Origin of the sequence: Phyllobacterium sp. OV277, from assembly GCF_900104355.1 — a bacterium.
GTDB lineage: Bacteria > Pseudomonadota > Alphaproteobacteria > Rhizobiales > Rhizobiaceae > Phyllobacterium.
The window spans coordinates 94,946-117,708 of record NZ_FNIY01000008.1 but is presented as its reverse complement, the minus strand read 5'-3'; the positions used below and the strand labels follow the sequence as shown (position 1 = coordinate 117,708).

At 52.3% G+C, this 22,763-nt stretch carries 23 protein-coding genes; 9 read left to right on the top strand and 14 right to left on the bottom strand.

Going from position 1 to position 22,763, the window contains the following annotated elements; genetic code table 11:
* Window positions 1-8 precede the first annotated feature (8 nt).
* From sfnG to BLU05_RS20870, 7 genes are all read right to left on the bottom strand, one after another.
* Window positions 9-1,112: a dimethylsulfone monooxygenase SfnG gene (gene sfnG, locus BLU05_RS20900; RefSeq protein WP_091884345.1), complete on the bottom strand. Its 1,104-nt coding sequence runs from the start codon at window positions 1,110-1,112 to the stop codon at window positions 9-11.
* A gap of 27 nt (window positions 1,113-1,139) precedes the next feature.
* Window positions 1,140-1,715, bottom strand: coding sequence for an FMN reductase (msuE, locus tag BLU05_RS20895; RefSeq protein ID WP_091884518.1), 576 nt, complete (start codon window positions 1,713-1,715; stop codon window positions 1,140-1,142).
* Window positions 1,716-2,136: 421 nt separating this feature from the next.
* Window positions 2,137-3,375, bottom strand: coding sequence for a cupin domain-containing protein (locus BLU05_RS20890; RefSeq protein ID WP_091884343.1), 1,239 nt, complete (start codon window positions 3,373-3,375; stop codon window positions 2,137-2,139).
* A 595-nt stretch (window positions 3,376-3,970) separates the two neighbouring features.
* On the bottom strand, window positions 3,971-4,807 hold the full coding sequence (locus BLU05_RS20885; RefSeq protein WP_175540696.1) for an efflux RND transporter periplasmic adaptor subunit: 837 nt from the start codon (window positions 4,805-4,807) through the stop codon (window positions 3,971-3,973).
* Between the two features lie 94 nt (window positions 4,808-4,901).
* Window positions 4,902-5,606 carry an ABC transporter ATP-binding protein gene (locus tag BLU05_RS20880; RefSeq protein WP_091884338.1) on the bottom strand — a complete coding sequence of 235 codons (705 nt, stop codon included), beginning with the start codon at window positions 5,604-5,606 and terminating at the stop codon, window positions 4,902-4,904.
* Window positions 5,607-5,611: 5 nt separating this feature from the next.
* Window positions 5,612-6,745, bottom strand: coding sequence for an ABC transporter permease (locus BLU05_RS20875; protein ID WP_091884336.1), 1,134 nt, complete (start codon window positions 6,743-6,745; stop codon window positions 5,612-5,614).
* Window positions 6,746-6,749: 4 nt separating this feature from the next.
* Window positions 6,750-8,195 carry an efflux transporter outer membrane subunit gene (locus BLU05_RS20870; protein WP_175540695.1) on the bottom strand — a complete coding sequence of 482 codons (1,446 nt, stop codon included), beginning with the start codon at window positions 8,193-8,195 and terminating at the stop codon, window positions 6,750-6,752.
* Between the two features lie 520 nt (window positions 8,196-8,715).
* On the opposite strand from BLU05_RS20870, the gene BLU05_RS20860 reads away from it, so the two are divergent.
* Genes BLU05_RS20860 through BLU05_RS20845 form a run of 4 tightly spaced genes read left to right on the top strand, consistent with a single transcriptional unit; the run spans window position 8,716 to window position 12,530 of the window.
* On the top strand, window positions 8,716-9,672 hold the full coding sequence (locus BLU05_RS20860) for an ABC transporter substrate-binding protein (RefSeq protein ID WP_091884517.1): 957 nt from the start codon (window positions 8,716-8,718) through the stop codon (window positions 9,670-9,672).
* Window positions 9,673-9,724: 52 nt separating this feature from the next.
* Window positions 9,725-10,702 (top strand): FecCD family ABC transporter permease, encoded by a 978-nt coding sequence (locus BLU05_RS20855; protein WP_091884329.1) that lies wholly within the window; start codon window positions 9,725-9,727, stop codon window positions 10,700-10,702.
* A gap of 2 nt (window positions 10,703-10,704) precedes the next feature.
* Entirely contained in the window at window positions 10,705-11,739 is a 1,035-nt protein-coding gene (locus tag BLU05_RS20850) for a FecCD family ABC transporter permease (RefSeq protein ID WP_091884327.1), read from the top strand.
* A gap of 8 nt (window positions 11,740-11,747) precedes the next feature.
* Complete coding sequence (locus BLU05_RS20845) at window positions 11,748-12,530, top strand: ABC transporter ATP-binding protein (RefSeq protein WP_091884325.1); 783 nt, start codon at window positions 11,748-11,750, stop codon at window positions 12,528-12,530.
* Between the two features lies 1 nt (window position 12,531).
* Here BLU05_RS20845 and BLU05_RS20840 read toward each other — a convergent pair whose 3' ends face one another.
* The 4 genes from BLU05_RS20840 to BLU05_RS20825 form a co-directional block, all read right to left on the bottom strand.
* On the bottom strand, window positions 12,532-13,200 hold the full coding sequence (locus tag BLU05_RS20840) for a class I SAM-dependent methyltransferase (RefSeq protein WP_210184627.1): 669 nt from the start codon (window positions 13,198-13,200) through the stop codon (window positions 12,532-12,534).
* A 399-nt stretch (window positions 13,201-13,599) separates the two neighbouring features.
* Entirely contained in the window at window positions 13,600-13,899 is a 300-nt protein-coding gene (locus BLU05_RS20835) for a hypothetical protein (RefSeq protein WP_091884320.1), read from the bottom strand.
* A 121-nt stretch (window positions 13,900-14,020) separates the two neighbouring features.
* Entirely contained in the window at window positions 14,021-14,809 is a 789-nt protein-coding gene (locus BLU05_RS20830) for a COG4705 family protein (protein ID WP_091884317.1), read from the bottom strand.
* A gap of 28 nt (window positions 14,810-14,837) precedes the next feature.
* Window positions 14,838-15,101 carry a hypothetical protein gene (locus BLU05_RS20825; protein ID WP_091884315.1) on the bottom strand — a complete coding sequence of 88 codons (264 nt, stop codon included), beginning with the start codon at window positions 15,099-15,101 and terminating at the stop codon, window positions 14,838-14,840.
* A gap of 506 nt (window positions 15,102-15,607) precedes the next feature.
* On the opposite strand from BLU05_RS20825, the gene BLU05_RS20820 reads away from it, so the two are divergent.
* The 3 genes from BLU05_RS20820 (at window position 15,608) to BLU05_RS20810 (ending at window position 18,313) form a co-directional block, all read left to right on the top strand.
* Window positions 15,608-16,285: a winged helix-turn-helix domain-containing protein gene (locus BLU05_RS20820; protein WP_091884312.1), complete on the top strand. Its 678-nt coding sequence runs from the start codon at window positions 15,608-15,610 to the stop codon at window positions 16,283-16,285.
* Window positions 16,272-17,720 (top strand): HAMP domain-containing sensor histidine kinase, encoded by a 1,449-nt coding sequence (locus BLU05_RS20815; protein WP_091884308.1) that lies wholly within the window; start codon window positions 16,272-16,274, stop codon window positions 17,718-17,720. The genes BLU05_RS20820 and BLU05_RS20815 overlap by 14 nt, the downstream gene beginning before the upstream one ends.
* Before the next feature lie 62 nt (window positions 17,721-17,782).
* A complete protein-coding gene (locus tag BLU05_RS20810; protein ID WP_244518466.1) occupies window positions 17,783-18,313 on the top strand; it encodes a tyrosine-protein phosphatase in 531 nt (176 codons plus the stop codon).
* Between the two features lie 320 nt (window positions 18,314-18,633).
* Here the strand turns inward: BLU05_RS20810 and BLU05_RS20805 are convergent, their stop codons facing one another.
* Together BLU05_RS20805 and BLU05_RS20800 are read right to left on the bottom strand one after the other, a co-directional pair.
* Window positions 18,634-19,980 carry a sensor histidine kinase gene (locus BLU05_RS20805; protein ID WP_091884303.1) on the bottom strand — a complete coding sequence of 449 codons (1,347 nt, stop codon included), beginning with the start codon at window positions 19,978-19,980 and terminating at the stop codon, window positions 18,634-18,636.
* Window positions 19,977-20,651, bottom strand: coding sequence for a response regulator transcription factor (locus tag BLU05_RS20800; RefSeq protein ID WP_091884514.1), 675 nt, complete (start codon window positions 20,649-20,651; stop codon window positions 19,977-19,979). The genes BLU05_RS20805 and BLU05_RS20800 overlap by 4 nt, the downstream gene beginning before the upstream one ends.
* A gap of 261 nt (window positions 20,652-20,912) precedes the next feature.
* Between BLU05_RS20800 and BLU05_RS20795 the strand changes: the two genes are divergently transcribed.
* Entirely contained in the window at window positions 20,913-21,500 is a 588-nt protein-coding gene (locus BLU05_RS20795) for a class I SAM-dependent methyltransferase (protein ID WP_091884302.1), read from the top strand.
* Between the two features lie 5 nt (window positions 21,501-21,505).
* Window positions 21,506-22,132 carry a DedA family protein gene (locus BLU05_RS20790; protein WP_091884299.1) on the top strand — a complete coding sequence of 209 codons (627 nt, stop codon included), beginning with the start codon at window positions 21,506-21,508 and terminating at the stop codon, window positions 22,130-22,132.
* Between the two features lie 173 nt (window positions 22,133-22,305).
* On the opposite strand, the gene BLU05_RS20785 is transcribed toward BLU05_RS20790, so the two are convergent.
* Entirely contained in the window at window positions 22,306-22,563 is a 258-nt protein-coding gene (locus tag BLU05_RS20785; protein WP_175540694.1) for a tetratricopeptide repeat protein, read from the bottom strand.
* Window positions 22,564-22,763 lie beyond the last annotated feature (200 nt).

Below are 22,763 nucleotides of genomic sequence, written 5' to 3'. Positions count from 1 at the left end.
GGGTTCTGCTACTCGGCTGCTACAGCTGTAGCCAGTTTTTCTTCTTCCAGTTCACGCACCAGTGGAATGACGTGCTTGCCAAAGAACTCCACTTCCTCCTGAAAATGCAGGAAGCCAAGCAAGATGAGATCCGCACCGGCTTCCTTCAACGCGACGATGCGCTCGGCAATCTGCACCGGTGTTCCGATAAGATTGCTGCGGAACCCATCATTATATTGAACAAGATCCTCCAATGACGATTTAGCCCAGTTGCCTTCGCCTTCCGGGGAAGCTTTGCCTGCATTTTTCACCTGATCGGCAAAGCCCTGCACAGCTTCTGGATTGGCCTTGGCGATGATCTCATCAAGCACGGCGCGCGCCTCATCTTCCGTCTCGCGCGCAATGGCAAAAGCATTCACGCCAATCTTGACGGAACGGCCATTGGCAGCTGCTTTCGCGCGGATATCATCCACCTGTTTCCGGATCTCCTCCAGCGTGTTGCCGTTGGTGAAGTACCAGTCGGAAACCCTCGCTGCCATATCGCGCGCGGCGCGGGATGAACCGCCCTGAAAGATTTCAGGCTGCGGATCAACCGGCTTTGGTTTCATCGTGTAGTCGTTAAACCGGTAGAAATCGCCTTTGAATGTAAAATTGTCTTCGGTCCAGATACCGCGTAGTGCCCGAATGAATTCTTCGGATCGGCGATAGCGTTCATCATGATCTAGCCAATGTTCACCGATAGCGGCAAACTCACCGCGAAACCAACCGCTGACGACGTTCACCGCAACACGCCCATTGGTCAGATGACTGATGGTGGCGATCTGCTTAGCCGCCAACGCAGGATTCCATGGTCCGGGCAACAGTGCAGCGATCACTTTCAGTTTCGTCGTTGCAGCGAGAAGCGCATGGCTGAACGATACGGATTCGTGTTGATTATCCGCGCCATAACCCGCCGTGAAACGGATTTGGCTCAATGCATAGTCAAAACCATTTGCTTCGGCGATCTGTGCAAGTTTGCGATTATAGTCGATATCCCAGCCCGTTCGTTGCTCGATATTGCTGATTACAAGGCCGCCCGAAACGTTGGGCACCCAATAGGCAAATTTGACAGATTCTGTTGTTTTCAATGACATAGATTCATAGCTCCAATGTAATTGTGCCTATACGGTTTCGGCGTGCGGGCTCGTTTGAAGACTGCGCGCCCCCGCGTCCGCATTCGGGAAGAGTTGGATGAGTTCGGCCACGGCGCGATCAATGCGATCGGTCACAGCCACGCCTGTCAGCGCATGTCCGGTAAAATCACTCTCGGTCGCGTAAATTGCCGTTGGAATAGTCAGGGCGTTGAAGAACCCAAAGAGTGGTCGCAGCTGATGCTCGGTCATCAGGCCGTGCAGAGGCGTGCCACCGGTAGCTGCTAGTATGACCCTTTTTCCAGTCAATGCGCGAAAGTCGACAAGATCAAGCAGATGCTTCAGGGCACCCGTGTAGGATGCTCTGTAGACTGGGGAGCCCACAACGAGAATATCGGCCGTTTCCACCGCATCGATGATTGCCTTGCCCGCTTCATCCAGCTGATCGGCTCGCAACGCACGAAACAGGATCGGCGCAGCATCCACCAGTTCAATGACACGTCCTGCCACTGAGAAGTGCTGTTCGACTGCATCAACAATTGAGCGGACAACTGACGCGGTACGCGATGGCTGTTTGACATTACCCGACAAACCAAGAACTTTTATGCTTCCCACTCGACAATTTCCTCTCAATCGCTAGCCATCAAGACTAAGAGGATCAGCCGTCTTCCGTAAAAGAAACTCATTCCAAAATCACTATCAGCAACGAAACTGCTGGTGCGTTTATCGGCAAGCAAAGAGCCAAATGTAGTGGAGCGGCAGTCAAATGAGGCGGTGAAGCCGTCCGAACGGTGTCAAATACAATAATGCGCGTAGTTACTGAGCCACAACGCATGCGGCAAACCACTTGGCAGGATAGGCGCTGTAGGCGCGCGAAGAGTGCCAGCTATTTTTGGCCCCGATGAGGTGGTTTTATCGTAATTATTTGACGGTTTGATTATTATCCAGGTCCGTTGCACCACAGCAATGCTGATTATGCGTCATGATTTCTCCCGCCTTGATTAGGCGGGAGAAACCAGCTGGCCTCTTATTTGGGCAAGAACTCCGGACGATCGGCCGGAAAGCGAGCAATCACATCTGCATCCAGTTTCAATGTCTGCTGCACCATTTCAGAAGGAACGTGTGTCAGCCAACTGGTAAGGGTGACTTCGGCAAAGCGATCTGACTTGAAGATCGTGAGCACCACCAGATCGTCGTCTCCCGTGTTGACAATATAATGACCAAGGCTCTTTTTGATGTACCAGATATCACCAGGATTAAAGTCGTTTGTGGTCGCCTTCGGCCCCGTATCAAAGACCGTGACCCGTGCTTTGCCCTTGATGACAAGCGCCCATTCATCGGCATTCGGGTGCCAGTGCATTTCGCGCAAGGCACCGGGATGAATGGTCTCGAGAGCAGCGGCAATATTCTTGGATATCGGAAAATTGCGGCTGTCGGCGATCTGCGCCACTCCAGAACGGCCAGATGGAATAGGCGGTGATTTCGATAGTTTATATGTAACCTTTTCTGTGCCCGATGTTACGCGCGCCGATTTTTTGTCCTCCTCCAGACTGGGAGGAATATCCCCCTGGAAAATCCACAAATTGTCGAGAGGGATATTTTTGAAAGCATCCGCAGGAACCCCGAAATTCTGGGCCAGAACCTCAGGCGGTGTATGTGCAATCCAATCCGTCACAAGCAAAGTGTTGAATTCAGATGACAGACCATTGTCGAAGATAAGAAGAAATTCTGCGCCATCAGGTCCGAGGCCCTGCAGGGAATGAGGCAAGCCCGGAGGGAAATACCAAAGGTCACCTTCTTCTACGTCTTCAACAGATGATCGTCCTTGCTCATCAAGCGTGGTAATGCGGCATTTTCCAGAGAGCATGATTGCCCATTCCGCCTGTTGATGCCAGTGCATTTCCCGGATGCCGCCAGCACTCAACCGCATGTTCACGCTGGATATTGTTTCTGAAATCGCAAAATCTTCCTGAGTAATCTGCCGCGCCCAACCACCATCCTGATAGCGCTTGTGCATGATATTGAATGACGACCAGAACTGGGGCATGCCATTGATATCGGTCGCTGGCGGATTTTGAGAGCTGGGAAATTGTGAGGCAAGGTCCGGGCTTGCCGGCCCAGGATCGTTCGTGCTTGAAAGGCTGCGGGCGTTTATTTTGCCTTCGGGCGGGCGGTCAGGATTACCAAAACTCGCCGCCTGAGCTACGGATGCAAGCCCAAAATAGCCCATCAATGAAATAAACCCACGACGTCTAATCGGTTCCATGGATTGGTCCTCCGGTTATGTTATCAAATGGTCAAGTTCCGAAGTGCCGGATCAGCTAAGTCCCGCAACTTTGGGATCGTTTCCAGCTTGAGTGATGATGGTGACACCACAACTGTGCGCATATGAATGCGGCTGCTATTTCGTAGCATGAGGACAGGGCAACAGACACCATACGTAGGTATTAGTTGGGTTATACAAGGGTGGACAGGCGGGTTCTGACGTAAGGTTTTGACTGTTCCAAAACGGTATTCCGCCGCACCAAAAATTGGATAGGACTGGTCGCCCCTCATCTCGATATAGACGCCATATGCTCCCACTTTAAGCAGTGTCATATTGACACCATGATATATTACGACGCGCCAACTTGGCACTGAACACCGGTTGCCCGTGCATCACCGCATGAGGACTTCCACCCACAGGTCTAATCAATTCGGGTGGTGGTGGGGTAGGACGCTCTACTGCGACTTGTGCTGGCTCTGGCTCAGTATCATTACATCGACCATAGGCTTAGCCGGACACGACGAACGACGAGAAGCGCCCATGTCCGGCTTGAAACCGCAATGAATATCTGGCGAGGCTGGCTATTGCAGCATTATCACGGCTTAAAGCGCACAACGACCCGTTGTCCGATCAGCATATGTACCTTGGGCGGAATGCTGATGATGCAATCGGCCGTGCGCACATCCACACGTTCGCCAGGTGTGTCTCGAGATTTGACTTGCGCAAGAACGTGGCCAATGCGGATAACCCGTCCCTTGACCAGAACGCCATCACCGCTTTCCGCAACGACATCGACGTCCATGCCCGGTTTGATCAACTTGACAAATTGCTCCTGGATTTCGGCACGGACGATGCGTGGTGTTTCCGGCAGAAGCATAAAAAGCTCGGTCAGATTCTGAGCGGACACAACCTCGCCAATCTTGGTCGAGCGATGCACAATGCGTGCGTCAATGGGAGCCCGAACCGTTCGCATGTCGATTTCAAGACGGCTGTTTTCCATTCGGCTTTCTGCAGCCGCCAAGGCCGCTTCAGCAATTGCTATTTCACCTTTGGTGGTTGCCAGCAGCGCTTCAGCCTCATCCAGTGTTTGCGTGGAAACGGCCTTTCCGGCGGCCGCTCGCCGGAGCCTGTCAACTTGACGTGTCTGCGCCTGTAACTTCGTCTTCAACAGGCTCAGCTGGCCTTGCGCCTGACGTACTTCCGCTTCTGCTGTATGGAGCGCTATAACTTCGTGGCGGCTATCGATCACAGCAAGAATATCGCCCTGCTTGACCTTCTGACCCTCGGCGACAAGCACCTCCTGGATCATACCGTCACGCTGGGCCGATAGTCGCAAAAGACCGCCCTCAACGTCAACGACGCCGCGCGCCGCAGCAATAATTCCTGGCTTCGCCGCAATCTCCACTTCATTGGCTTCTGTCGCATCGGACATAAGCCAGATACCCCATCCCACGCATCCAGCCGTCGCCAGCGCGATTGCACATCGGACGAATAAGCGTCTGTGCATGATCATGATCACTGTTTCCTTAGGCTACGGTTATGTGACGAGGGCGGGTGTCTTCGAGTATCCGGCCATCTTCCATGTGCAACACGCGTTCCGCATGAGCGATAAGACGCGGATCGTGCGAGACACAAAGAACAGTTGCATTGGTATCTTTTGCTATGGTGTGCAGAATCTCGATGACAGATTGCCCATTGACGCTATCGAGTGCGCTTGTCGGTTCATCGGCAAACAATATTGCGGGATTCTTGACGATAGCGCGCGCTATGGCCACACGTTGCTTTTCACCACCCGAAAGTTCGGTGGGATGCAGGTGCTGCCTGTGTGAAAGACCGACGCGGGCAAGTGCCTGTTCTGATCGTTCGACCGCCTCATCCTGTGGGACCTTGAGATAATCCAACGGCACCTGCACCTGTTCAAGCGCGGTCAGGGCCGGGAACAGGTTGAACCCCTGAAAAACAAAGCCGCAATGATTGAGGCGAAACGCGTCACGCTCGTCATCACTTGCGCCTACCAGATCAGTTGCGAGTGTGTTTATGGAGCCGGTGTCTGGTGAGGTGAGACCGCTCAGCGCCGCAAGCAATGTGCTTTTGCCGCATCCGGAAGGGCCGATGATTAGGGTGAGTTCGCGCGGGAAAATGTCGATTGATACGTCCTGCAATGCAATCGTGCGTATCTGTTTGACCACAAATGATTTGCTGATCCCGCTGGCGGAAATGGTGGGCTGCATCGCGTTCACCGTAGCAACGTTGCCGGATCGGCATGGTGCAGGCGCCGAAGTGCCAGCAATCCCGCCGCAAACGCCACGAGCAATACGACAATGGACGCCGCTAGCATGACGCTGGTGCGAAGCTCGAACGGAACCCGGTACATGTTGGCAATGGTTGCCGCAATGATGCTGAATGTAGCGCCGAGCAGCAGCCCAAGCACGCCGACCCAGGCGGCCTGCTCGATAACGATGACACGGAGCGATTTGAACGACACGCCGAGCGCGCGCAAAGTTGCATATTGCGGAATGGAACCTGCAACCGCCGCCATCAGCGTCTGACTGGTAACGAGTGTTCCAACGAGCATGGCAATTGCTGTTGCAAAGATAAAGGCAACACCGGCTCCGGATTCGAGAAGCCAATAGCGTATGGACATTCCCGCAAGATCCTGTGCCGACCAGACGTAAAAGCGTTTGCTGCCTGCCTGCTGGTTGAGACGATTAAGTATGGCGTCACCCGGCGCAAACTTGTTCACGTTATAGAGGAAATAGGTCACGTTATCCGAGGTGCTAAGCGCGGTATCGAGCGTACGCGCCGTGTCAATTGACGTGATCACATTTACGCCGCCCAGACCTCTCAACCCATCGATGATACCGACAACCCGTACACGCCGGCCGTTTATTTCGGCCGAGCCGCCAACGTCGATGGCGAGTTTGCTCTTGTCCGTAGCATCAATAAGAACCGTGCCGGGCTCCAGCAAAAGGTTGCGCATCATTGCGGGAACGATCCGCCCCAGTGCTAGGCCGTTTGCCTTCGTATCGATGCCGACAATGGTGACGCCTGTTCCACCCCCGCGTGCGCCTCGCCAGTCGCCCGAGCCTAGCAAAAACGGTTCGATATTTGAGATGTTCTGCTCAATATAAAGACTGGTGGCCGTATCGGCTCCAATGGGGCGGCCAAGATCAACGCTTTGCGTGCCGGGAAAGCCGACCCAATACTCAGCCTTTGACTGGGTTACATAAAGCGCGTTCGAACCAATGATTCCCAGAAGCAAAGCGCCCTGAACAATCATAAGAACGCCGGAAAAGCCCACAGCGACAATAGCCGGGAGAAAGCGGCGCCATTCATGTATCAATGTCTTGCGGGCGATTGAGACAGCCATCGGCTTACTTCTTTCTCTGGCGCACAGCTTCGGCTCCGGGGGTAGCCGTTGCCAGCGGCGACGCGCCGCCAATCGCCTTATAAAAGGCAATGAGGGCCAGTGCTTCGGCTTCCCGTGCTTCCGCCAGCTGTCTGCGCTGACCAAGCACCCTGATCGCACTCGCCGTCTGCTTGGATTGATCGCTCAGACCCGCCCGTTCCAGTACAGCGCTTTCAGATTGAATTTTCCTGACGGATGACAATGTTTCCCTGAACTGGCGGACATTGGTATGCCCAGCCGACCAAGCCCGAAGCGCCGAAGAGGCCTCTTCGTAACTGGTCAGTACGGTCTGCTTATACGCCGCTGCCGCTTCCTCATATTGTGCCTGACGGGCTGCAACAACGGCGCGGCGGCGTCCCTGATCGAAAAGCGGGACCTGAATCGATGGACCACCCATAACACCAAACAATGAACCATGGGACGGACCGCCGATACCGATCATGCCTCCAAGGCGAAGTTTTGGGTAAAGATCGGCTTGTGCTATCCCGATTTCCGCTGCCGCCCGGACAGTCGCCAGTTCGGCACGCCGGATATCCGGGCGGGCACGCAGAAGGTCGGCAGGTCGGCCGATTGCCGGATCAAGTTTGGCGACCGGCTGCGACTTTGGCTGGCGCAAGGATGCATCAATGCTCGACGTGCCGAGCAGTGTTGCGATCTGCTGGAGCGTCGCGTCAATTTGCGCCTGAAGACGGGTCTCCTCGGCCCTGGCATCGCCAAGACTGATCCTGGCCTCTTCCGCATCCGAGGCGGTGGCAAGGCCAGAGCGATATTTAACAGTGGCAAGTTGCCCATCGCGACCAAGCAGCGTCAAAGATGCCTTTGCGATAGCGACACGCTCCTGCAGGGCGCGCAGGCGGACATAAGAACTGGCAATTTCCGCGGCGACGGCGATGCGGGCGGCTTCGACGTCTTCGGCAATCATATCGGCAGAGGCATTTGCCGCACGTTGGGTATTTTCACGCAAACCAAACAGACCAAGCTCCCACCCAGCCTCCACATTGAGCTGCATGGGTCGGCGCATAAGCTCGTCCGACTTGGTTGAGCCGGTGCCGGCATTGGCTGTTCCGGAAATATCGGCGGTTGGCATGAACAGAGTATTTGAGGTACGCACCATCGACCGGGCCGCAATGAGTTGCTGTTTTGCCTGAGCTATTGTCAGATTCTGTTCAAGCGAACGCGTAACGAGCCCGCTGAGAACGGAGTCTCCAAAGACGCGCCACCAGAGCCGGGTATCGCGCTGCGTATTAGCAGGCAGTTTTGCTATTGATGCATAGGCTTTTGGTAGGTCCGGTGCAGATACTGCCAAGCCCGATACGCCGCTTTGACAAGCAGCGAGGCTGGCTGCGATGGCAACAACCGGAATGATCTTCAACCACGTACGGTGGAAGATGTGAAAGACACAACGGACCAATATCAATTTTCTAGCACGTATCTTTGCTGGAAACGCCTGCCATTCCAGACATAACCATCGCGCCAAGCGTTAAAAGAACGATTGCGCTCCCCTATCAGATATAACGTACCCATACTTAAGTCTTACCCATTATATTCAGCTCTCTCCTATTGCACGCGAAGATTGCAGGAACGTGATATGATGGGCGGTTGGATGCGATGTCGTCGTGAGACTGTTCGGGCTAGGTTGCGGACTTGGCTTAGCGCTATGCTCCGACTTGGTCTCGATCCCCAGGAGACGATAATATTCAAACTTCCAGTCGAAGAAGCGTCTGAAGAATATCACCAGCGGCATTTACCAAAGACAGCCCAGCAAGCGATGCTGCTGTAGGGCCACGGTGCCCAATTTCATCATTCAGACTCAGTTGACGCACCGCAGCCTCGGCATTCGCGGCGTGCTGATAATATGATTGAATTAATCATGATTTATGGCTAAAGCGATATACAATTACACCCGTTCAAAAGGATGAGTCATGTTTGGTATGGGCCACAAGTCGCTCTGCACCCTCGGCCTGCTTGGTATTCTGGCTATGGCATCCGCGTCATCGGACAAGGCAAGAGCACTGTCCATTGTTGATGATAGGGGAACGACGGTCGAAGTTCCGACCAACCCGAAACGCATAGCCTCTATTTCCTATTTCGCCACTGACGTCGCATTCGCACTTGGCATCAAGCCAGTAGCAACGACCTACATGGCGGCCGGGCGCAATCCGGATTTTCTTTTGGGGCTGACGAAAGAGATCAAACAGATCGGGCAGCGTGCCAAGCCCAATCTGGAACTTCTGTCGGAAGCAAAACCTGACATCATCATCGCCATGCGCCGCTATACGATCGGCAATGCCGAGCAGTTGCAGAAGATTGCCCCGTATGTTGCCTACAATATGGAGCTTTTGAGCGAAAGCGATCGCGAAATTTCCCAGTTGGCAAAAGTACTTGGCAAGCCACAGCGCGGCGAGGAACTGAATGCTACTTTCCGGCAGCACCTTGCCGAATACAGCGCCAAAGCCCCAAAGGATGTGCATCCTCGTTTTCAGATCATGTGGGCGGGAGATACGCCTTGGTCCTTCCATACCGAGAACACCACAGCATCAATCGTTGCGGCGCTCGGTGGTGACAACATAGCGGGGTCCATGCGCCCGGGCGGACCGTTTGGAGTGGAATTGAGCCTTGAGACCATGCTTGAAAAAGACCCGGAGGTCATCTTTGTTTATGATTCCGGTCCGGACCGCCCGCACGAAAACAACCCGATCTGGCAGCAGCTTACAGCCGTAAAGAATGGGCGTGTTTTCTATGTTGGCGATCATTGGGTGGAAGCCAATGGTCCGATAGCCCGCGAAATCGTTCTGCGCGAAGCAGCCCACTATCTCTATCCCGAGACTTTCCCGAAGATAGACGTGAAGGCCGAAGCCGCAAAATTGATACCCGCAGACCTCCGCTAGCGATATCCCCGTGGTACAGCGACAAGCAGCGTCTGTCAGGCGGTCCATCACGATGACCCTACTCGTCTTGGCAGCAACGCTGCTGGTTGTGGGCGTTGGTTTGCTTATCGGCACCAAACAGCTTGGCCTGCCTAAAGTCCTGTCGGTTCTGTTAGCGCCAGATGGCAAGATCGATTCCATCCTGGTCTGGACGCTGCGCCTGCCCCGCAGCCTTGCTGCGGTGGTAGGCGGGGCGGGGCTGGCGATTTCGGGCTATCTCCTGCAGGCGTTGACCCGCAATCCGTTGGCTGGCCCAGATATTACCGGTGTTGCTTCCGGCGCTGTTGCACCCATTGTTTGCTGTTTTGTTTTCTTCCCCTGGATATCATCGGTTTATTATCCCTTTGTCGGACTGGCCGGTGGCTTAGGTGCGGCTTCCGTCACTCTCTGGGTATCGCGTGGGGGTCAGGGACGACCGCTGCATCTTGCTCTTGGCGGCATTAGTATCTCTCTCCTTCTTGGCGCTATAACAACCTATGTACTGCTGTTGAGCGGCCCGCAAACGCCCTCTTTACTCTTCTGGCTATCCGGTGGCTTTCAGGGAAGATCATGGCCGCACCTGCTTTATATGACACCTTGGGTGCTTGTTGGTCTGGGTGGAGCCTTGGCGTGTCAGCGTGTGATCGGCATGCTGGCTCTCAGCGAACATGCATCCATTGGCATGGGCCTGAATATGAACTTCTGGAAACCGCTGCTATTGTTGCTCGCCGTCCTGCCCGTAGCAGGCATCGCACCTGTTGCCGGGCCTGTTGCCTTCGTTGGTCTTGTCTCTCCTCACATCACTCGTCTGCTCAAGCCGCAAAACACGGGCTGGTCGATTGCTTTGACCGCGGCCATTGGCGCCCTGATGGTTGTTACCGCTGATTTGATCGCCCGCAGCGTCGCTTTACCCCGTGAGCTTCCGGTTGGCATCATCACAGCACTGCTGGGTGGCCCCTTCTTTGTCTACCTTGTCCAGACGCGAAGCTTTTCATTGAAAGGCGGTCAATAACGATGAGCATTTCTATGCCCACTGGCCGCCCTTCCCTTTTTGGATCGTTGACGGTTCTGTCAGTTTTTATAGTCGGGGCATTTCTGGCAGCAGTGTTCCTTGGCGTTGCCGACATCCCAGCGGCGGACGTAGCAGCCGTCCTCACCGGGAATGGGTCCTCTGAGGCACGATCGATCATTCTCGATATCCGATTGCCACGCATTGTCACAGGAATCCTCGCCGGCATTCATTTTGCGGTGGCCGGTTTATTGCTGCAGACCATTACCCGAAATCCACTTGCTGATCCGTCAATCATGGGGATTTCACAGGGTGCAACGCTGGCGGTCACGGTCTTCCTTCTGTTCACCGTTTATATTTTCGATCCCGGCTCCAACACGCTCTCTGCATTGCCCCTCGCTTGGCTTCCCGCAATCGGCACATTGGGTGGCATTGCGGCGGGTGGTCTCATTTATCTTCTTGCCTTTCGGCTTGATCTGGGGCCGCTTAGAATTACCCTGTGCGGTATTGCAATCGGTGCAGTATTGCATGCGGCGGCGATTGGATTGATTGCCGGTTGGGGCTCAGCGCGTATTGAAATTCTACTGGAATGGCTTTCCGGCAGCCTTTACGCACGCAGCTGGACCCACGTCCTGTTCCTTTTGCCCTTCACAGTCATCGGGCTTGCGGCGCTTCCAGCCCTGCAGCGATCTATTGATCTTCTGCGTTTCGACCCCACAGTCGCACGATCCTTCGGTCTGGCGTATCGCAGACAGTTTTCGATCGTTCTGTTCTTGTCCTGTGGGCTTGCGGCAAGTGCTGTCGGCGCTGTTGGGCCCATTATCTTTGTCGGTCTTGTCGTTCCTCATTTGGCACGATTTCTGGCAAGGCGGCACTTTTCCCTTGTATTGCCGCTCACCATCGCTCTTGGCGCCTTCATTGTGACCCTAGGCGACCTGCTTGGACGGCTGCTGGGTCAGGCTGAGGAAATCCCTATCGGGGTGATCACTGCGATATTCGGCGTGCCCGTGTTGATCGCTCTGCTTCGTAAAATACCTTGAGGATCATGATGCCCCTTTCCTGCTCCCAATTGTCAGTTTTCTATGGGCGTCGCAAAGCCCTGAACAGCTTCAATCTTGACCTGAAGGCCGGAGAAATACGGGCTCTCATTGGCCCCAATGGTTCGGGTAAAAGCACTGCATTGCAGGCACTGGCTGGCCTGATTGCACCACATGAAGGGCACGTGGAAATCAACGGCAAGCCTGCCAAGGTAATGTCGCGGCGCAATTTGGCCAAACAGTTGGCGTTCTTACCGCAACAGCCATCCGCGCCTGATGAAATGACCGTTGAACAGCTCGTCCGTCAGGGTCGCTATCCGCATGTCGGCCTGTTTCGCAGTTACAATGATCATGATGAACGGGCGATAGAATGGGCGCTGGAGAGTACTGGGTTGGCTGGTCTGGCGGACAGAAGCTTGCTCGAATTATCCGGAGGCGAACGACAACGCGCCTGGATATCAGCTGCGCTTGCACAAGAAGCACAAATCCTGTTGCTGGATGAACCTACCTCGTTTCTGGATATAGGTTTTCAGGTGGAAGTGCTCAATCTGGTTCATCGTCTCAGCCGCGAGAGAGGCGTGACAATTATCATGGCCATCCATGACATCAATCAGGCCATTTCGATCAGTGATCGTGTTTCACTGCTGGAAAAAGGGCAACTGTTGTTCGATGGCGATCCCGACATGCTTGCTGAAACCGGACTGATAGAGAAAGTGTTTCGCGTAAACGGCAATTTTGTCCGCATTACGCCTGGCAGCCGCCCGCACTTCGATATTGAGCTTACCCGATCATAAGTTATGATTTGACGAGCCGGAACACGATCTTGGTCTGCGTATAATAGGTGAGCGCATCGGCAAAATCTGGCATCCAGCCATCAGCCACAAACGGAATGAACCCGTCAAACTCGAGTTTACGCGCCGACACCTCAAAACCTGCGGCTTCAAACACCCGGGCATAATCGGTAATGGAGCGATCCTGCACCACCGTGTTTGTCTTTGCTGCAACAAGGTCGCGCCATTTTGGCCACAATGGATTATCCGTGTGGCAACCGGTTACTGCATAATACACGCCACCGGTCTTCAGACTCCGCCATATGTCACGCGCATGCATTTCAATATCAGCGATGAGATAAATCACCTCGTGGCTGATAGCGAGATCAAACTGGCTGTCCCAACCCTCAACGTGGTCGGCAACCTGGTACTGAATGGGAAGATTGCCCTTGAGTATATTTGCTTTGGCAATCGATTGCTCGGCGATATCCACTCCGAGCGCCTTGCGGAATGGCCGGAACGCATAAAGATGACGTAGCAGTCCGCCCTGATTGCAACCAAAATCCAGTACTGCTTTCCCCGAAAGATCCCGTTCGGGTAAAAGGTTTATCAAATGCCGCCAGATCGGTGCATGCCCATCAGCCATCGCATCCTCAGCATGCGGATCGATATACCAAGTACTGATATTTGACATGCCGTTATGCATGGAAATCTCCAATCGTTAATAGCCAATGCTCGTACTCTTTCCGCACAACGAACAAAAGCCTTGCATTGATCAATCACCAACGGATTTTTATGAGATCGTCATTGATTCAAATAAGGGGCGACGACAAAAGCTGTGCCAATTTCGCAGATGCCAGCATCTGATAAAGACTGGAGAGGTTCGGTCCGACGTCTTTGGCCATGTCTGATTAAAGAGGCGTATGGTTTGGGACAGTTCTGCTGTGCCCCAACTCACGATGAAGAAGCTATGGAGAATACTCAAATCGGGGCCAGTCTTAGGCTGAGTTTTTAGTATCCATCAACGTATGGCATTTCTCCAAGTTGGCTCATCCATTCGAACCCTTGAAAAACACCGTTCCGTAGGCGTCTGTTAGATTTCTCGTACAAGAGTAATCCTGCTCACAAAACCGATCCGTTTGACTATGATTGCGAAGACGAGCCCGCACGCAACCACACCGAGCACCAGAACGACCGGAATCTGGACGCCGAGGAAGTAATCGGAGATCGCGAACAGCCCAAACAATGCCAAGAGTGTTATAAACACAGATCGTTCAGCGGACAGACCAAAACGGTAGACACTCACGATGGTGGCAACACCGATCAGGCATGCCGCCGCCCCCGCAGCAAAAGGCAACAACATAGTGCATATTGGGTCGATTTGAACATCCATGAAAGTCTCAACTCCTCTTCAGCAATACCGGCTTCAACACTGGTAATTGATTTTCGTTGCAGTGAAATTGCGATTGCTGCTTCGACCTGAATTTCTTGTCAGCGCAAGATATGTTCCCTCATCACGTACCAGACTTGACGATCGTTTGGATCTCGTTGCGAGTTGAGAAGGTCATATAGACAACGATTGCAACGATGCATGCGAGGAACAGAAGGCTTGTGATTACTGTTCCAATGCCCAAGCCGCCATATTCCATCGGCTGCGAAAGAAAGTCGCCCAAAGATGCGCCGAGAGGACGCGTGAATATGTAAGCCAGCCAAAAGGCCAAGACTGCATTAAGGTGAAAGATGTAATAGGCTGCCGCAATCGCGGCGATGATTGCCCCAAAAATCAAACCGGTAGCAATGAAGCCCAAGCCGAAGGCCTCTGCCACCAAATCACCGGCAGCGGTCCCCAATGCAAAGGTAAACAGTATCGCAAGCCAGTAGAATGTTTCTCTTCGCGCATTAAAAATCGAATGAATGGAGAGCGTTTTTTCACTGCGATACCAAATTACGAATGTTGCAATCAACGCAACACTAAAAACTGCCGTCGTAACCTCAAGGGGCACATGGAAATTATCCACGAGATTGTCAGTAACAAGCGTACCGACAATACTGATCAAGACAACGGCAGTCCAATACACCCAAGGAACATACTTTCCTTGTCGAAACTGCGCGACCAGAGCCACAATCAAAAGGGCACTCATGATTAGCGAAGTCACTGTCAGGCCAAGACCAAGATTGACGGCTAGATAATCCGCAGCCGTTTCCCCCATGGTCACGGCCAACAACTTGATCACCCAAAAATCTGCTGTGACTTCAGGGACGCGATTTAGCAGTCCTGACCGTTTTAGTTCAGCGCGGTTCATTGCCACAATTCCTTTTTCAGAGATCGGGTTATTTGCCCATGAGTTTCAGAGCCTGAGCAAAGAATTCATCTGCCCGTTTGTCGTCGTCAGCGGTGCATCTTTCAACGCCTTTTGCCTCAAGCTCGGCGACTTTCGTTTTCTCTGCATCTGTGAGGGTTGCTGCCGTTTTGGCGGCGCGCACTTCCTTGAGCATGTCTTCACAAGGCACTGAACTGCTCGCAGCAAAACCGTCCAAAGTTGCGAAGCATGTTGAAAGGGTAAGGAGAGATAGAACGAGAGCAAATTTCTTCATGACAATAGTCTCCAGAGCTATACCGACTGGAAAACAGGTCGGCAATCAAATGAGGACAGATCGTTTTCACCATCTGCAATCTGGGTTGTATGTGTCGTTCAATACGGGAGCCTTTCCGGAACAATACAATTTGGTAAGGACAGGTTCCCACATTCAGGATGGGACTGTTAAAAACGATAGCACCAGGGCAGCAAGCAGCACGGCGCCAATAAACAGAGAAGGGTATTTTGCAAGATATCGGTTCACCGCATTCTCCTTCAGCAACTTTGGTTCGCTGCCAAGGAGACTAAATGTCTATTCTTACCGGGGCTTAGCCGTCCCCTTACGCTTTGGTAAGCGGTAAGAAGCGTTCGTTTATTACCAAACTGTAAGATCGCGGAAAGGTGAGTGTGAAACGATGCATGTAACTCCCAGTAGGCTCGACCGTTACTTAGATCCGGACAATGACATCGTGTGCATTTGGACTATGATGAACGCAGTCTGTGTTTGGTGAGAACGGAAAGAACATGCGCATCCTGATCATTGAAGATGACCGGCAGACATCGGACTACATTGCCAAGGGCTTTAGCGAAGCCGGGCATGTTGCTGAAGTTATCGCTGACGGTAGAAATGCGCTATCCCACGCGGCGGGCGAAGAATACGACATCCTCATAATAGACAGAATGCTACCGGGGCTGGATGGCCTGTCAATCATCAAGGCATTGCGTGCAGCCGGCGTCAAAACTCCTGCTCTCTTTCTCACCTCGATTGGAGGACTGGATGACCGTGTTGAGGGTTTAGAAGCAGGCGGAGACGATTATCTCGCCAAACCTTTTGCCTTTTCCGAACTGGCTGCGCGCGTCAATGCACTCCATCGGCGACCGCCATTTCAACGCGAAATCAACACGATATCAGTAGCAGAACTGGAGGTTGACCTTGTGCGCAGGATCGTACGTCGGGACGGCATCACGATTGACCTGCAACCCCGCGAATTCAGATTGCTTGAAGTTCTGGTTCGCAATGAAGGGCGCATATTGACACGTACAATGCTTCTGGAGCGCGTTTGGGATTTTCACTTTGACCCCAAAACAAGTGTTGTCGAAACACATATCAGTCGTCTCAGAGCGAAGATCGACAAACCCTTTGCATATCCACTGTTGCACACAATCCGAAACACTGGCTATAGCTTACATGCGCCGCATTGATCTGCTGAAAAGTACGCCGTTCCGGTTGGCTGTCATTTTCGCCGCCCTTTTTATCGCGTCATTTCTTGTCGCGGGGGTTGTGACGTATCAACTGCTCAAACACGAATTGGCCGATCGTCTCGATCAGACAATCCAGGATACGTATACCGTGCTCACTGCCTCTTACGGTGATGGCGATGTGACTGATTTGTCAGATACCGTAACCAGCCATGTGCAATCCACTTCCCGGCACGATCGGATTTTCCTTTTGCGCTCAAAAGATGGAGCGCGACTGGCGGGGAATATTGAAAACGCAGATGTTTCGCCTGGTTGGTCAACAATTGACAGTACGAAGCTAGGCTTACAGAGTAATGAAAGATATCGCGTCTTTTCTGGTCAGGTCGATAAGCAGCCTTTGATCGTTGGGATCACGTTTGAAGAGAACGACGAGTATCTAAGGATTGTTTTTATAAGTTTTGCATGGGCAAGCGTGATGGTTCTTGCACTTGCAACGATAGGCGGCATTCTTTTAGCGACACGCGTACAACGGCGCATGGAAACCATCACATCGACCATGCGGGACGTTGGCTCTGGCAAGCTGAATGTCCGTATTCCTCTGGTTGGCAACGGAGACGACATTGATAGATTGTCAGAGCAGGTCAATGATGCGCTCGACCGCCTTGCCTCTCTCGTGGAAGGCATGCGTCAAGTAAGCACCGATATCGCCCACGATCTCAAAACGCCTCTAAGCCGACTTTCCCTGACCATAAGCCAAGCCATCGAAAAGGCCGATAAAGGCACGGCAGTTGCGGCGGATTTGCTGCAGGCGCGGGAGGAAAGTGGAAATATTAACGCCACCTTCGACGCTCTTCTTCGTATAGCGCAGATCGAAGCCGGGTCGAGGCGGTCGCGGTTTACCCAACTGGACATCAGGGAATGTCTTGAGACCATCGTCGACGTCTATGCCGATGTCGCCGAAGACAAGAAACAATTGATAAAATTGACGTTGCATCCAAATGAATCCTTGCCGGTGACCGGGGATCGGGAACTACTGATTCAACTTTTTGCTAACCTCACCGAAAACTCGATCCGGCACTGTCCCGCAGGAGCAAAAATTAGCCTCAGTGCGAAAAGTATCGATAGAACCATCATTGTCGAATTTGCTGATAATGGGCCTGGTATCCCGGCCGAGGAGCGCGCAAAAGTCTTTCAGCGGCTTTATCGCCTCGATAAGAGCCGAACAACGCCTGGCACAGGGCTAGGTCTGAGCCTTGTCAAAGCGATTGTGGATCTTCATCGCGCGAGAATTAACCTGGAAGATGGACACCCGGGGTTGCACGTCATACTGACATTTCCAGCTGGCTCGCACGACAAACATGCCGAACCGAGCGCGGCGACAGATCAACCCAACCGATCCCTAATTTTAAACCTGCCTCGGGAGAACAAGCCGTTATGACCGTCACACAGACGCATAAATCAAGCAGGCGGCGGCCAATCGCCGTGAGGACAGGAGGCACATTGCTGGCTCTGGTCCTTATGATCGGCGGCTATTATGGAATAATGCGATGGCAGGGCAATTTTCATACTACCCTTCCCGGCGAACTCTATAGATCGGCACAGCCCTCGCCATCACAGATCGCATTCTATAAGAAAACCTATGGTATCAGGACGATTATCAATCTCCGCGGCGAAAATACTGGCCGGGATTGGTATGACAAAGAGGTCGCCGCTGCCAAGAAATCTGGTGTTGGGCATATCGATTTTCGAATGTCTTCACGTCAAATTTTATCTCAGAAAGACGCCGAAACCTTACTTGCACTCATGAAGCAGGCTGAAAAGCCAATTCTCATTCATTGCGAAGGCGGAGCGGATCGAACCGGGCTGGCTGCCGCGCTTTACGTTGCAGCAATCGCGCATGGCGATGAGGAACACGCAGAATCTCAGTTTTCACCGCGGTTTGGCCACTTTTCGATCTGGGCCAATCCTGCTTATGCAATGGACATGACATTCGAAGATCTTGAACCTTGGCTTGGTTTTCCGGGTTCATAGCCTTACGGAACCGTAACAGTACAGCAATATCCAAGTAAACTGCCGCTGCTAAATTGTGCTCATCGTTAAATTCGGAAGCGGCACAAGTGAAGTTCATTGCAAGCTACGCAGTGCACGACATAGCCCGCCTATGGGATATAAATGCGCAACCGACAGCGACATTACATAGCAGATATCTCAGTGGTTATTGGAACTATAATCCTTCTTTCCGTGGCGTGTTGGCTATTCCAAATGAACGACAGGGACACGCTTGAAGAATCTCTTCACTTCCGACTTTTATACAATGAACCACGAGCTTGACTGGAGTCAGCTCCTATCGTTCAGAAGTTCATTTTGAAACAGGCCCCCTTTGGGTACCCGCTATTGACTTCAATGGTACCATTGTGAAGTTCCATTATCTGTTTGACCAGATTCAGTCCAAGACCAGTTCCGGAACTGTCCGAACGAAGGCGGCTGAACGGCTCAAAAATATCCTGACTGCTCTCTGCGGAAATTCCCTGCCCCTCGTCGGTTACCACAATCGATTTCGTTTCCAGAACATGGATCAAGATCATTCCTGAACCGCCGCCGTGGTCAATAGCGTTCTGAACCAGATTCGTGAGTGCACGTTCGATGGACGTTTGGTCGCCCTGTACCATAAGTTCATCTTTATCCGACTCAAACGACACCTCATAACCCGCGGCAAAAGCCAGCGGTGCTAGATCAAAAGCAACGCGTCCGGCGATTGCTACGAGATCAACGGGTGCAAAGTGGACCGGCGAATGGTTCAATCTCTGCAGATCAAGGAGCTGGCCGCTCAAGATTGCCAAGCGAGACGTGTCCTGCAGGAGCTGGGTTTTCTCAATGCTTGGAGATAAGGCAGCAACCCTGGTGTTGAGAATGGCTATCGGTGTACGCAGTTCATGGGCTGCTTGGGCTAAAAAACGTTCATGCGACGCATAGCCTTTATCCAGCCGGGTCAAGGCATCGTTGACGGCATTTACAAACGGACTGATTTCTTCGGGCACCTCGCTCGCAGACAAACGTACGCCGCGCTTGTTATAGGTAATCTGAGCCGCTTGATCCGCAGCTTGTTTAACCCCTTCCAACGCAAAACGTACGACAAGTGGAGTGATGGCCAGAGTAGCCAAGGCTATTGTCAAAAAAAATGGAATAATGATCGTTAGCATTCCGCCAGAGATGCCTGTCACCATCCGAATGAATGTCATACGCCCCCGGGTCCCGGTGAATATCTGCACGTCTCCTACGTTTGTTTCCTGCCATTTAACAATTGCATCGGGGCGTTTCGCGCGGCCCAACTCATTGTTCAAACGAGCGTCGCTGAGATGATCCAACATCGGCAGCGTTTGAACAAATTCGGAAGGAACACGTCCTTGAGACAGTTGCTGTCCATTCCGGTCCCGAATGACAAACCACAAGCCACCAACATCCGTCCGCAATTGGACGACCTCGGGAGTATCAATGAGAATAAGTTCTCCTTGCGTATTCCTTGACAGGGCGTCTTTCAGAACATCCAGACTGCCTCCCTCATAATCCTCTATCAGATACCCGGAACCCCAGAGACTGCCTATGATAATGGTTAGCACCGACAAGATGATGAGGGTTTCGAAGAACAGCAGTCGGCTGACGAGCCGCCATTTCAGCGATCTCGCACTCCACAAACTCATGCCGTTTCCCGTAAAAGATAGCCAAGGCCCCTGATACCATTGATTGTCACCCCTGCACCGGCATCCGAGAGTTTACGGCGAACCCTCGATATATGGGTATCAAGCGCATTTGAATCGATCTCATCGTCCATGCCAAAAACCGCTTCCATCAGAGTGGCACGCTGGACCATTCGCCCCATTCGGCGCATCAATGCTTCAAGGACAAGGACTTCTCGCCTTGGCATCTCCACACGCTCTCCCGAAACCCATGCCTCACGATGGGCAAAATCAAACATCAACTGGCCCATCTTGGCCACTTCCGGCACAACGCTGGACGGTCGTCGCAGCAGGGCGCGAACACGAGCTAGAAGTTCTTCGAAAGCGAAGGGTTTGCCAAGATAATCATCAGCTCCACTTTGCAGTCCCGCGACACGATCGCAGAGATCGCCACGAGCCGTCAGCACAAGAACCGGTATATTTTGACCATTCGCACGAAGCCGCGGAATCAAAGACAATCCATCTCCATCGGGCAGCTGACGATCAAGAACAAGCACATCATGCACATTTTCTTTCAACACGAATTCAGCGGCAGCAATCGTTGAGACACTGTCAACGATCATGTTCTGACGCGTGAGAACGTTGCTAAGTGCGGCAACCATTTCCTTTTCGTCCTCTACCAGTAGTACCCGCATCCCTATTCCTTGTGTTTCGACATAATTGAGATCGCGCACCATGGACTTTCTACATTGAGGCAATCTTGCATCGGGAAATTGGCTGGAGAAGTAAATTTCGTCGAACCGTAGCGCATGACACGCTGCCTCAATCTAGAAGACGCATTGGTTTCCTCGTCAATAACAATTCAGTTCAGGAAACAAAAATGCAGACAACGATACGTCCCGGTAGATCGACCAAGCATACCGCACATATTTCACTCCGTAAAAAGGCGTCCGATTATGTCGTTTGCTGATGTTTTGCCATTTCTCCGTTCTTGGGTGCGCAATCCACTTCGAACAGCAGCGATCATGCCATCGGGAAACAGAATTTCCGCGCTGATGACCGGAGAAATTGATCCAGAAATGGGTCCTGTTCTTGAACTCGGTCCTGGCACAGGCCCCTTCACGCGCTCGCTACTTCAAAGGGGTGTACCGGAGTCAATGCTCACCCTCGTAGAATACAGCTCGGAATTCACCAGGCTTTTGCGAGGCCGGTTCCCAAGTGCGCGAATTCTGCGAATGGACGCTGCCAGGATTGGCGAATTCAATCTGTTCGAACCCGGTTCTGTGGGTGCTGTTGTCAGCGGTTTGGGCGTACTGACAATGCCACCCCGACAAGTCAAAGGAATTCTCAATGGTGCATTCAAATATCTGCGACCCGGCGGTGCATTCTATCAGATTACCTATGGTCCACGCTGCCCTGTATCGAAAGAAATTCTGGACATTTTGCAATTGGAGGAACGCTTCGTCGCTAAAACTATGCGCAATATTCCACCAGCATCCGTTTACCGCATTAAAAGGCGCGTTGACACAGCAGGCTTGAGCTAAATCAGATGGAGACGCCTCACATCATTGCATGGCTGATCGGGTATGGATTTATCGGTATCACATGTCTGGCAGTCATCGAAAAGTTTGTGCCCTTGTTTCCATCTTACATTCTGCTGATGCTGTTGGGTATGACAATACCCAACGCACCTCACCTCGCTATGACCCTTGGTGCGACAACTTTGGGGTCAACACTCGGTGCCTGCTGTTGGTTTGCAATTGGCCGGACATTGGGGGGCGAACGGGTTGCAACCAAAGTAAAGCGATATGGCAAGTTCATTTTTCTGAGCGCGCAACTTTATGAGCGCCTTACGAAGGCATATCGGCGCAACCATTTCTGGGTTACTTTGGTTGGACAAACCGTCCCCGGCGCTCGGGTTTACATGGCGCTTCCTGCAGGCATATTGAAGCTGGATTTTCTGCCTTTCGGTATAGCAACCTTTTTGGGGAGTCTTCTGTGGAATGCACCATTCCTGTTCTTGGGGTATACCCTAAGAACATCTCAACATGATCCGTACAAAGCAGGTTTCTGGGCCGCCATTTGTCTTCTTGGATTGGAGGCCACCATTATTATGATCGTTTCCGTTTACAAGCGGCACGTTTCAGAAAGATCGCCTGAGCGGGTCAAAGTGTGACAGCCATTTTAGGATGGCTGGAACTGGAAAAAGCCGCGTCAGCATGGTCCGATCCAATATTATCGCCGCAACTATTCTGGTGGCTATTGGATCAAACGCAGCGACCCAAAGGGAACTTCAGTAAGAGATTGTGGAATGTTGCACCCACAGCGTCCATGTCAACACATCGCTTATCAGGGATTTCTGCTTTTCTGAATTGCCTCAAACATGCCCAAAGCCTCCGCAAAATCCGGCTTAAGCCGTATTGCCTCATTGAAATCTCCAATTGCCTGATCAATATCCCCTTTTTGGCCATAGAATACGGCTCGATTATAATACAGGAAGGGATCATCCGGTTGAAGAGCGATGGCCTTGTCCAGTTCCATGATCTGGCGGTCGGGATTATTGAGATATTGGCTGACAATTCCATGGCTGTTGCTAGTGAATGTCACAAACTGAACTTTACCCATTTTGGTTAAAGCGAGCCGGTCGGTTGCAACATCCGGCCTCTCTCACAGATCACAAATTGATCACAAATGCCAAACCGACACTAACATACGTTTTATGAAATACACATAAATAGCGGTTTTCTCCAAAACTGCATTGAAAAATAAAAGGAATGCCTAAAATATTTGCGATTAGGTGCTATATA